Annotated in this window: 9 protein-coding genes; all 9 read left to right on the top strand. The window is 38.1% G+C overall.

Translation table 11 applies throughout. From position 1 onward, the window contains the following. The first annotated feature begins 1 nt into the window (after position 1). Complete coding sequence (locus tag CIK88_RS03605) at positions 2-2,836, top strand: SNF2-related protein (protein ID WP_094434565.1); 2,835 nt, start codon at positions 2-4, stop codon at positions 2,834-2,836. Positions 2,837-2,848: 12 nt separating this feature from the next. Next, positions 2,849-3,697 carry a GIY-YIG nuclease family protein gene (locus CIK88_RS03600; RefSeq protein WP_158214630.1) on the top strand — a complete coding sequence of 283 codons (849 nt, stop codon included), beginning with the start codon at positions 2,849-2,851 and terminating at the stop codon, positions 3,695-3,697. Between the two features lie 5 nt (positions 3,698-3,702). Then, positions 3,703-5,241: a hypothetical protein gene (locus CIK88_RS03595; RefSeq protein ID WP_094434561.1), complete on the top strand. Its 1,539-nt coding sequence runs from the start codon at positions 3,703-3,705 to the stop codon at positions 5,239-5,241. Further along, the gene (locus CIK88_RS03590) at positions 5,234-7,843 is read left to right on the top strand and encodes a hypothetical protein (protein ID WP_094434559.1); all 2,610 of its coding nucleotides are present in this window, start codon (positions 5,234-5,236) and stop codon (positions 7,841-7,843) included. Before CIK88_RS03595 ends, CIK88_RS03590 begins: the two co-directional genes overlap by 8 nt. Positions 7,844-7,852: 9 nt before the next feature. After that, complete coding sequence (locus tag CIK88_RS03585; RefSeq protein ID WP_094434557.1) at positions 7,853-8,506, top strand: hypothetical protein; 654 nt, start codon at positions 7,853-7,855, stop codon at positions 8,504-8,506. 4 nt (positions 8,507-8,510) lie between these two features. After that, the gene (locus tag CIK88_RS03580; RefSeq protein ID WP_094434555.1) at positions 8,511-9,215 is read left to right on the top strand and encodes a Sir2 family NAD-dependent protein deacetylase; all 705 of its coding nucleotides are present in this window, start codon (positions 8,511-8,513) and stop codon (positions 9,213-9,215) included. A 26-nt stretch (positions 9,216-9,241) separates the two neighbouring features. After that, the gene (locus CIK88_RS03575) at positions 9,242-10,087 is read left to right on the top strand and encodes a hypothetical protein (RefSeq protein ID WP_094434553.1); all 846 of its coding nucleotides are present in this window, start codon (positions 9,242-9,244) and stop codon (positions 10,085-10,087) included. A gap of 24 nt (positions 10,088-10,111) precedes the next feature. Continuing rightward, the gene (locus tag CIK88_RS03570) at positions 10,112-11,722 is read left to right on the top strand and encodes a tetratricopeptide repeat protein (RefSeq protein WP_094434551.1); all 1,611 of its coding nucleotides are present in this window, start codon (positions 10,112-10,114) and stop codon (positions 11,720-11,722) included. A 379-nt stretch (positions 11,723-12,101) separates the two neighbouring features. Beyond that, positions 12,102-12,854, top strand: a complete 753-nt coding sequence (locus tag CIK88_RS03565) for a hypothetical protein (protein ID WP_144269569.1) — start codon at positions 12,102-12,104, stop codon at positions 12,852-12,854. Positions 12,855-12,948 lie beyond the last annotated feature (94 nt).

The raw sequence follows: 12,948 nt of genomic DNA, 5'->3' as shown, positions 1-12,948 counted from the left end.
TATGCTGTCAACCATACAACTTTTATATTACGCTTGGGACATATCTCACAAGAAATCAGTAAGTGACGACAGTCGCTTTACTGGTGTCTTGTCAGAAGCACGTGTTGACCTCAATCCGCATCAGGTTGAGGCAGCATTGTTTGCGTTCAAGTCACCACTTAGCAAGGGAGCAATTCTTGCTGATGAAGTCGGTCTAGGTAAAACTATTGAGGCTGGCATCATCCTGTCAGAAATGTGGGCTGAGAATAAGAGAAACATTCTCATTGTCGTTCCTGCTTCATTGCGTAATCAGTGGAATATTGAGTTGATGGAAAAATTCTACTTGCCATCATTCATCTTAGATAGTGAGTCATTTGAGGAAGGACAATCTCAAATTTCTAAGGGAGAAAAGAGTATATACATCTGTTCATACAACTTTGCTGTGACTAATGCAGAATACTTCAAGAACATAGATTGGGATCTAATTGTTCTTGATGAAGCACACAAGTTAAGGAATGTATATAAGAAGAGCAATGTGATGGCTAATGCCTTAAGAGCTGCATTCAGGAACTACAAGAAAGTGCTTCTGACCGCTACGCCTTTACAGAATAATCTGAAGGAACTTTACGGACTAATAAGTATTATTGATCCAGAGTTCTTTTCAAGTCTTGATACATTCGCTGATCAGTATAATGCTGTATCAACCAGAGACAAAGCAAAATACGGAGAACTAAAAGGTCGTATTGCACATATCATTCATCGCACACTGAGAAATCAAGTTGAAGAATATGTAAACTTTACGAAGCGAACTGCATTTGTTCAAGAGTACTACCCTTCTACAGCTGAGATAAACCTCTATAATCAAGTTAGCGATTATCTTATGCGTGAAGGAACTTATGGCGTACCTGAGAGACAGCGTCCTTTGCTTTCTCTCATAGTAAGGAAAATTATGTCATCATCTGCATACGCTCTTGGATATACCCTTGAACGCTTTATACATAGACTTCAAGAGTACAAAGAAACAGGTATGTTGAGTTCGGCATTAGCCTGTGTAAATGCAGATTATGATGGAAATAATGACGAGTATGATATTTACGACAATGATTCTGCTTCATCAAGAGCGGCATATAACGATATTGATGATGAAATAGAAGAATTGCGTGGATATTGTAAACTGGCTCGTAGCATTGGCGAAGAGACAAAATCAAAAGAATTACTTAACGCTTTAGATTTGTCTTTTGAAAAGATCACAAAGCTCGGAGGACAGAAAAAGGCTTTGATTTTTACTGAAAGTCGTAGGACTCAGGAGTATCTGTATAAATTCTTAACAGATCATGGGTACAGAGACAAAATTGTATGTTTCAACGGAACGAACACATCTGACGAGGCAAAAAATATTTATCGCCTTTGGCTCATGCAGTATGCCGGTACCAACAGAATATCTGGAAGTACAGTCATAGATAAAAAACAAGCTATCGTAGATACATTTAAGGATAAGGCAGAGATACTTATTGCTACAGAAGCTGGAGCAGAAGGTATTAACCTTCAGTTCTGTTCGCTCGTAGTAAATTACGACATGCCTTGGAATCCACAGCGTATCGAACAACGCATTGGTCGTTGTCATCGTTATGGTCAAAAGAATGATGTTGTGGTAGTTAACTTTGTTAATCAAGCAAACTATGCTGATAGACGAGTTTACGAGCTGCTGAACAACAAATTCTCTTTGTTTGATGGTGTATTTGGTGCGAGTGATGAAGTTCTCGGTTCTATGGAATCAGGTGTAGATTTTGAAAGAAGACTCAACAATATCTATAACACCTGTCGTACAGAACGAGAGATTGCTGCGGCATTTGATGAACTTCAAAAAGAATTGGAAGAAGTTATCATAGAAAGAATTGAAAGTACGAGAAAGTCGTTACTTGAAAATTTTGATGAGGAGGTTGTCAATAAGTTACGAGTGAGACAAAGTGAAGATACTAATCGTATGGACACATATAACAGGCACTTATGGTATCTTGCTACAAATGTGCTTAGTCATTGTATCAACAATGTAAATAATAGCAGTCATACCTTTACTTTGAACGAAGAGTTGGCATCTGACATACCTGTAGGAACCTATATTCTAAATAAGGAATCAGACCGATATATTCAGCTTAGATATGGCCATCCACTTGGTCAGTATATCGTTCAAAAAGCACTAGGAACAAAAGTCTCAGACACAAAATTAGTTTTTGACTTAGAATCTTATCCTTACAAGTCTGCATTGATTGAGCAATACAAGGGGCAAAGTGGTGATGCTTGTGTCTATAGGGTATCTTCATCAAATAAATATGATTCAGAAGAACAGTTAATCGCATGTGCGCAAACTGATAATGGTGAAATTCTACCCCACGAGTTTATTTTCAAGCTTTTAGAGCTTGACTGTATATCAGAGAATGAAGCAGAACTATGTTCTCTTGATAAAACTTTCAAAAATGAATACGAGAAGCAATTTAATAGTTATAAGCTGACAGTTGACGAAAGAACAAACGAATATGTTGATTACGAGATCAATAAATACGAAATGTGGGCAGAAGATCAGTTGGTTCCACTCCGTAAGGAAGTTATGGAATTGAGTAGAGAGCATGATGTATTACGTCGTCAAATACGAAAAGAACACAATGCTGCTGTTAAGCTTCAATTAAAAAAAGAAGTAAACCAAAAAGCAAAAGTTCTTAATCATAAAAGAGCAAAACTTCTTCAAATGGAAGATGAATATAATGATAAAGTAGATGCCATGACCGACAAGTTGCAAGATTCTATGAAGAATATTATATCATCAAGTATCATGTTTAGGTTTAAATGGACGATTAAATAAATGATCACAAATATGGCAAGAGGAAAAGTAATAACAACTCACCTTCGTACAGGTGATCCAAATGGAATACGTACTGTGTTCATCAGCAATAAGATTTGTGAGATGATAGTATTTCCGAAAACAGAGTTTGACCAAGTGAGTAACTTGGAGGAAAGTTCTCGTCCTTCCTTGTACATATTGTTGGGTGAAGATGAGAATGGAAGTGCTCAGGCGTACATAGGTGAAACTACGAATGGATTGAAACGACTCAACAACCATAAGAGCAATAAACTCTTTTGGAGCAAATGCCTTATGTTTGTTGCTAAGGATGATAGCATTAACAAAGCAGATGTCCAATATCTTGAACATAGAGCTATAGATATAGCCAATGATTGTGCTCGCTACATCATCACAAACGAGCAGTCGGGCAAGGAAAACTCTCTTTCAAACTATCAGATAGATATAATGGAAGAGTTCTTTGACGATGTTCGATTGCTTGCGTCTTTCATGGGATGTCCAATCTTTGAAAAGGATGAGCCTCGCTCTGGTAGCAAGTCTTCAAATGTATTCTTTATCAATGGACTACGAGGAGCCCAAGCTAAAGGCATTTTCAATGAAACAGACCATTCTATTCGTCTGTTAAAAGGTAGTCTCTGTCCACAAAGCTGTACAGAATCATACAGGGATGCGGAAAAGCGCAATGCTATTCTTGCAGCTATTTCGAAGCCTACAAAAGATGGATTTTGGGAATTACAACGAGATTATGTCATTGCAAGTCCGAGTACTGCTGCCGGTATTGTAATTGGTGGAAGTAGAAACGGTTGGAAACATTGGGTCAATCAAGAAGGCAAATCATTAGACGAAATTTATCGTAACGAATAACAAGTATGTACGAAGCTCACATAGCACCATTCCCATTTTGGGGCTCAAAGACAAACTCTAAGGGTGGCCGAGATCCTTTGGCTGTCCAGAATAGTAGTGTCGTTATCTATACTAACATGATAACGGGCATTACTAACGTAACAGGTCGTGTCAGATACAATGGTTTCTTCTGTTGGCTTCTGACATTGATAGCCAAACGGTTGGAACAGATAGACATCACAAAGATTGATAGCCCGACCGAACAGATAAAGCTTATTCGAAGAGGAGAGCTGCTGCTGGCTTATGTAATGCTTGATTCCTATCGTGAAGTAACAGGCGTTAGTGGTAGTATATTTGCACAAAACCACTTCGGTGATGAGACTATAGACCTTGCATGGGGAGCAGACTATGAGAATAAAAATCAGCATAGAATATACTGGCAAAATCCATGGGGTATCTTTGGACAGTACTATATTGGTGTTCTGTCTCAGCTGCGTCTAATCTTTTTCCCAGGAGGTGAACACAAGACATACAGAGTAACGGAAGAGGGCTTAGGTTTAGCAAACATCTATGCAGAGTCCTTCACAAAGGAAGTTGAAGAACTGTTTTGGAATAGTATTTACTCAGGTAAAGTCACAAAGTCATCACTCTCAGAAATGAATGATATGGCACTTCATCTGATTGAGAACGAAAACGAATTAGCAGAATATGCTCGAATCTTCTGTAAACCTGATCGACAAGATATAACAGGCAATGACATTAACCATCGTATAAATTCCATTAAGCTCATTATGGATTACATACGCACAGATGGCAAGGAAGTCTTGCCACGAAATTTCGTACTGACATTCCTGCGACACAACTTTGAGCAGGTTTTAAGCAACATGGATGATGCAAGTGCCGACCAGCTTTCATGGTTCCTTTATGAACTGAATGAGCTTTCTCATGCTGCATACGAGGCATTCCATTTCGCTATTCTTTACTCGATTACAGAAGAACCACAACCTTTGGACGTGATTCTTGAAAATTTACGTATAGAGTTTGAATCATACGAACCTTCAGAATCTACAGAAGAGATTTATGCTCTGTATGACAATGTTAAACAATGCTACAAAGATAGAAATTATGGAGCATTGGTGTATGAAGCTTCTCGAATGATTATTGCCCTATATAAATCTATAGAAGATCATATTGAGTTCTTGTTAGAATTTGGACAACACGAGAACTATGATGTTCAGCACCCTGGCTATGCACCTTCTTTGTTGATTAGACTTGTGGATGAAACATCTTCAGTGAACTGGAGTTTTGTAGAGAATTGCATCTACTTCGCTATAAACGACCACCTTAGAAGTTCATATAGCAAATCGACCATTGGTCAAGGACTCGTACACAACTACATGGTAGAGGATGAGTTAATCTGGAGATTGAGACGACCAGAACCAGTCAGGACATCACCACGTTTGCAAAATGTGCTACAGTACATAGAAGACATGAAGTGGATAGAACTTTCTGGAGATTATTACACGATTACAGAACGAGGATTAAAGGTCTTAAACAATGTTTGAACAGAAATCACTAATAAAAAACATACCAGCAGGAAAGTTTCATTCCGTACTGATGACATCCTTCTCGATAAACCTCTACTATTGGGAAATCCAACTATTGAGGACTTTGTCGGGTAAGGGCATAAACTTTGTATCTGCAATTGTGGATTCTGACTGCCTTTCCGATCAATTGTTGAAGTTTAGTAAGGCATTCTCTGGAAAAAGACCTTTGGAGTTCAGCTTGCACGGTTACAAATCAAAGGGTGCATTCCATCCTAAGATTCAGTTCTATGCTGGAAATGATAACATACTTGTGCTTATTGGCTCAGGTAATCTTACAATCAGTGGGCATGGGAAAAATATGGAAGTTTGGACACCTGTCATGGTTGATAGCCCAGAAAGTAGTGCTTACCCTTTCGTCCGTGATGTATGGAATTACCTTTCCGCATTGTATAACGAACTTGGTGATGAAGCGTATAATATAATCAAGTCGGTAGAAGATAATTGCAGCCTTCTGCAAGTGGAGTACACGCCATCTAATGTTGAACATCAGATAGATAGCGATTATAGCATCAGACTATTCGCAGATGGAAGCAAAACTTTGTTTGATCAATGCAGTGATTGGATTGGTGAAGAGACAATAAATAGCATAACGGTAATGTCACCGTTCTATGACAGCAGAGCAGAACTTATAAAGGTTTTGTACGAACGTTACAAACCTGAAAGAATTAATATCATTGTAGAGCGAGGATTTGGTGCACCGCCCAAATCACAAGCGATTCCTGAATATGTGAATATTTATAGTTGGGACAAAGCTGTTCCTGAAGGAAAGCAATGGCAGGAGTTTTTCCACTCCAAGTGTTTCTTCTTTGAAGGGGAAACCAACAACTATTTGCTTTGTGGTAGCGCAAATGCATCTGTGGCTGCTTTTGGCATTCCTGGAGTTGTATCAAGCAACAGAGAAGCAAGTGTTGGCTACAAGTCTACTACGACTGATTATCTTGCAGAATCTGGGATCCGCTTAATAGAACCAATTGGTGCTACGGATGTTAAAGAGAATCCGTCTCAGCAGGAAACCAAGAATAGTGCATCACCAGTTGTGTGGATAAAGGAAGCCTCATATGAATATGATCACTTTGTAGTTAAGACTCAAAATGACATAGAAATACAAGGTGCAAAAATTACTTTCTATTGCGGAAACAGACAGAAACATGAATCATTTGGCTACTCGTCATCAGCAGGCGAATTTACTTTAGAAGGTCTGTTTAAGGATTCTTTTAACCCTCTGTATGTTGAGATTACCAATCAGGAAGATTGTCTCATATCAAACAGACAGTTTGTTATCCCTACTGTTAGCATGGATTACAATAATCCTTCACCAAGCAGTACTTCATATAGAAAAGGATGCCGTGCTATCGAATCGGGACAATTCGTTAATGGCTCTGTTCTAAGATTCATTGAGCAGATACTCTCTGATACAGAATCAAAGATGTCTGCCAAGAGTTTTGTTGATACATCTGCTGATAAAACCACTAAAGAGATAAAGGGTGGTCAGTTCTCGTCATTCGAGGATTATATAAAAGATGATGGCACAGGTATCACGGGTGATCCAAGGTCAAGAAAAAGCAATACTTCCATATCTCAATCCACTTTGCTGTTTGATAGCATGATGTCATACATTGCTAAGTCTGCCAAAGAAAAAGAAGAGGAAGATATTGACAACGAAGAAACAGAAGACATCAAGAAGTCAGAAGGACGAGAAACAACATCACGTCCGACTCATTCTGTGCTCAAGCCTAAGAGTGCAGATGATGTTAAGAAACGTGTTGCTCAAATGTTGAGCAAATACATAGAGCAGTTAGAGGCTATAGCTATTCACGAATCAAAACCTTCTACCATAAGCATGGTCGAGACATTGAAGAAGTTTATGACGGCTATCTTCTTTGTTAATAGAACCTTAAGCTATAGGTATGTTACAGAAGATAACCCAGAAGAAACTCAATCGCTATTAGATATACCTTATTCAGTATATTACCATAAGACTGCGACGGAGTTTGTCTATCGTATCATTAATCTCTTTTCCCTCTATTTGCAAAAGTGCAATATTCAAGAAGAGACCAACAAGCTAATCAAAGCTAAAGTCGAAAGCTACAAGCAATACGCTTTTGAATTGTGTTTGTCCGTGATTTCTGTTTGTGAGTGGTTGAATGAAGGAAACGAACATTATGATGTTGTCAAATATACTCAGGAAGCAACCCTCAGAAATATTCAGTCTGCACTTGATGGCAAAATCAGTGCTAATAGTTTGACTGAAATATTCAGACGCTATGATAAGTCCATTCAGGATATTGAAGGCTTTGATAAATCATATATGGAAGGTGTAATTGGTAAAACTCTTTCAATCCTTGTCAATCCGGTACAAACTTATCCCAACGGCAAAATAGTCTATACAAACGAATTTGGCTATGTGGTTTTACTACCACATCCAAGACAAAACAAAACAGCTTTCCCATGCACAATGGCAAGCGAATTTGATAAAGAGCGTGAGATTCATTGTCCTGAATACATGTACATGTTCGAAGGGAGCAGAATGATTCGTAGAGCTCCCAAGGTAAAATTTTGAAAAGAAATCATGAAACAATTCAAGGTTACAGAACAACTACTATTGAAGAACGGAGAATTACTTTGTAAGAAGCCTTCTGGACGTTCCATGCAAAAAGCTCATTTTAGGCAGGGCGATTTGGATGGTGCTTGTGGTGTCTATTCTATTGCTATGCTTCTAAATATATTAGGAGTATTTGAAGCAGAAGAAATGAACTCAAATTCAGATGGTGATGCCAGGTATGCAGAATGGAAGTTAATCAATGCTCTAAACAAGTATGGTCTTTATAGAGAAGGCTTACGATCTGATGAAATACAGGAAATCTTAACAAAGACGTATTCCAAATATGTTAATGTACAGGTTGCAAACAAAGAAGACCATGATTTGATTGAGTTGGTTCAAAATTGTATAGATAAGAATATTCCTACGATACTGGGCTTTAATTATGACAATAAGAATAGTCATTGGGTAGTAGCTGTTGGATATGCGGTTGATGAGAATGATAACCTCACAGCCATTCTTACTTTGGATCCAGGTAATGACAGTCATAAGTATAGCATGTGGAACGGCATCATAGATTTGCCTAAAGTTCCAAGAAAGAAGTATGGATATATCTACAATAGTAACCAACAAAGCATGGTTGATATTGATGAGATCATAATTATCACGACAAAACAAGCATAATAAAATGACACGTCAACATATTGTATTTCTCACAGGCGCAGGTATCAGTGCAGAAAGCGGATTAAGTACGTTCCGTGGTAAAGATGGATTGTGGACAAAGGAAGAGTTCCAGTACTTTGCAAGCGCAGATTGTCTTTATTATGAACCAGAGAAGTGTCTGGACTTCTATAATATGCGAAGGAAGAAACTCTCTGAGGTAGAACCTAATGTGGCACATAGACTTATTGCAGAACTGGAGAAAGAACATGAAATGACTGTCATAACGCAAAATGTAGATGACCTTCATGAACGTGCTGGAAGTACAAAGGTTATTCATCTTCATGGTGAAATGACTAAGGTTTGTTCGTCGAATAACAGATATGATCCTAAATACATTAGAGAATATCCTCTTACTACACCTATCAAGGTTGGTGATGATGCCGGAGATGGCTCTCAGCTTCGACCATTCATCGTAATGTTTGGGGAGTATGTATTTGGTATGGAGGTTGCAGAAGAAATCGTCAAGTATGCAGACATCTTTGTTGTTGTAGGAACATCATTGATGGTATATCCAGCAAACAATCTGATACTTCACGCTCATAAAGAAGTTCCAAAGTTTGTTATAGATCCAGGAGAAATGCCAAAGTGCGATGCCCTTGGCTATACACACTTCAAGACAACCGCAACAGAAGGTATGAAGCAACTTCTCGAAGCTTTCAAAGAACTATAAATGATAGAACATAGCTACAAAACAAGATGTTTACAATAAAAGGAGAACCACATATAGTTACCGAGACTCGTGAAAAGATTCTGAAGGCTTTTGAAGATTTGGAGTTTTACGAGGAAGGACACAAGTACCTCTTGCATGGTCAAGAGATAACCTTATCCGTATCAGGTGTAGGTCATCGATTCATACGTGAGCCCTTTAATGAGAAGCTGCAGGCAGCTCGTTACGCTCAGAAGCATGGAAAGACTGCTGAATACTGGATAAAGCAATGGAAGTGCAACTCTTTCAGAGCAACGACACTTGGAACTAAGACTCATGCCTACGGCGAGAGTCTTGGTTATCTGAAAGTCGGTCATCCAGAGTTAATCTGCCCAATGATTAGACCTCAATATAATGAGACCTACTATTATCTTGCCCCAATCCACCCCAAGGAAGAAGCTGCATTAAAGTTCATGGATGAGTTGCCTTGCTCTTACCATCTGGTACTCAATGAGACCAAGGTCTATAGCGGTAAGAATCCTGATGCAAGTAAAAATTTGAAGGAACTTATCTGTGGAACATTTGACATGTTGTATTACTACGATGGTGACGGAAATCCATCAAAGGCAGGATTCATGATTCTTGACTACAAGACAAATGCCTGTCTTTACAGTGACTACAATCGAAAATTTGGTAAGACGTTACTTCCTCCCTTTAGTAACATGATAGAGGAAGACCTAAGTCTATATACCATACAGCTCAGTCTTTATGCCTTAATGCTTGAAGACATAGGCATACCGATTATTGACAGAAAAATTGTCTGGCTTACAAATGATGGAACATATGAGATAATCTCGGTTCCTGATGTTAGTGATAAATTACGCAAATTTTTATAATCATAGTAAATGACCTATTATACAATGAACGAAAGTATATATCTTTGTTATAAAAGAACATTGACAAGTACAATAGCAGCTTCCTTAGTTTTTGAAAGGCTAAGGAACAACGGTTATGCAGTACATTACACCAGAAAACTTCGTGCCAATGATTTTATACGTCATATTGATGACATAATAGAATCTATAAATGATGTCATTGTTTTGTTGGATGACAGGTCTTTCATGGCACTCGATGAAGGAAAAGAAAAGTTTCTTGAATCCTGGTTCGCTCGTGAATTAATTGCAGGTGCTAAACACAAAAAACATATAGTTGTTATCTGCCTCAATGGTTATAACTTGCCCAATAAATCAGAATTACCCAAGGAGATTCACTTCTTATACGATTGTCAAATAAAGGAACTTGATACATATAGACTGAATGTATCAGACAACGTAGAAACCTTCGTGGGAGAACTTGTGTCTAAGCCAGAACTTAAATATCTAAGCGAAGATAGAGTGTCATTTGAGAACTCAGCAGACTTCCTTATTTATTCTAATGGTGATTGTAACGTCTATGAATATGGGTATCTTGTTGCAACATTAGATTCTAATGTAGACAAGCATCATCCTTTCAAGTACACTGTAAACAGAAGTGGTCAACATTATTTCTACGCGATAAATAACGACACTGGCCAGACTATGGAAATCTCTTTTGATATTACTCCTGGTTTTCAGAAATACATTCATATAGAGTGGCAACCTTCAAAGGCACTAACTTCTATCAGCGAGGAAGATATATCAAAAGAAATAGATGGTACATTATTATATAATTGGGGTAAAAGCTATTTCTTTGGCAATCCTAAAAGCAAGCCTAACTATAATAATGCACTATTATGTTTTCTACGTGCTGCCGAGCTGGGGAATCAAAAGGCAGTTGAATTTATACGCAAGTATGACCACAGTTTAGCATCCATTTATAAAGTTCCTATGGAAGTTGCAGAACGGTGGTATAAGCAAGCTGCCGAATATGGTAGTCCTGAAGCCTGGATGAAAATGGGAGAACGCAAAGAGGCTCAGAGTGATTTTCCTGCAGCTATTGAATGCTATAACCATGCCTTAAAACTGGGTCACATTTCTGCTACCACAGAGATAGAAAGATGTCAGCAATTTGTATCAAGTCGTATTGTCCCGAAACAAGATTCATTCTTAGCAGACTTCAAAACAATTATCCAGAACTTCAAGAGACAAATAGGTTCTGGTCGTATCGGTAAATATAAAAGAGAAGTAAACTTTGAGGCCATAGTAAAAAAATTAGTGAAAATGCTAGAGATGATGGAAGATAACCAAAATCAGAGAACTATGTCATTCTTCACTAGTGACTCTAGGCAGACCTCATATCATAACAGAATGTTTGCTCTACTCGGTTATTTAGCGCAGATAGAAGTCTTTGATAATCTGAAGCATAAAGACATTTTAGAAATATGTGTTGACGAGCAAGGAGAGAATCAGTCCGAAGTCAAAGATTTCCGTAATCGTATGGGCGAAAAGAATCTTAAAGAATCAAACATTGCAAAAATGGCCGATCGTCTCATTACTGGACAAGTGAAAAATTCTCTCGATAAGCTAACTGATGGATTATCTTTCATAAAATAGCATAGATGATACAGGCAAATTATCTCTAAAGTTCAAAATCTCAACAAAAGGATGTGCAAATCAGTTTGTGCATCCTTTTTTATTTCCATCCCACGGAAGTTTTATGTGGGATAAATGGGGTGATTGGGATATTACATTTCTATCGGTAAAACAGTTCGTAACTTTGCACCAGAAATAAAGAACAGGCGGTCATAAGGCTCTTACCCGAACTCGCAATTCAACCCAAACCAAGAGCCATAAAGGATGACCATCATGCCAGAACTATATAGATTCGGCGTAGGATTGATCTCTAGGTGGCTTGCGAGGCCCGGGTTATGAGAAAGATCCTATGCCCTTTCTTTTTTCTACTATTGTTAAACAATTAAAGAAATAAATGAGTATGGCAGATTCAGTTTCAAATGAAATCCTTGCAGGGGTAGGAAAAAAACTACGCAATGGGTTCCTGACAGGTAAAGTACCGGCTTCGAAGGTAATTGAGAGCTACAGAAAAAACATGAAGGAGGCTACTCAGTTCTCAATGTTCGGTCTATCCATCTTTGACCTCATCAGAATGGAGGAAGAGACACACAATCCTATTCTTAGAGCGAAGTTGAAGGAAGGTATTGAGTTACACAAACAAAAGTCAAGAAATAGCAACTCACAAAACAAGATCAGTCTAGAAAAACTGGAGAACTTCAGGGAAAATGCACTTGGCATAGGATTACGCAAGGTTATTTCTTTGATGAAAACTCTCGTCAAGAAGACAAATGACATTGAAGCCAGAATCGTACTTATGTTGCTCGAAACAGAGTTTGCCAATCTCTCTGCAAAAAAGCTTCACAAGTTCAAGAATGTAATCTATGAGCGCAAGACCATTCTTCTGGAGCAACTTTCAGATCTTCTCTATGAAACAGAGTGGAAGCATGGGATTAGTTATAATACAGGGAAGAATGCTTCATACATTGTTTACATTTACTTGCCTAATGGAACGCAATTATCATGGCATTGCAATGAATACCAGATGATGTACTGTTATCCAGAAATTCAATGTGAGTGGGATGGACAGATATGCATGACAATGGAGAAGATTCTAAATTACATCTTTACCAGATTCAAGATAGGCACATTGTCCTTAAATTGTGCCGCTGCTTAATTTCGTACAGTAAACGACCAGGTTCATACAATAGGCTAATTAAAAGAATAGAAAATTGAATATAACATATTAATTTTGTGCATTAATTAAATAA

The sequence above is a fragment of the Prevotella sp. P5-50 genome (assembly GCF_002251295.1).
Classification (GTDB): domain Bacteria; phylum Bacteroidota; class Bacteroidia; order Bacteroidales; family Bacteroidaceae; genus Prevotella.
The sequence above is the reverse complement of the archived record's forward strand: the minus strand, read 5'-3'. Positions and strand labels throughout refer to the sequence as shown.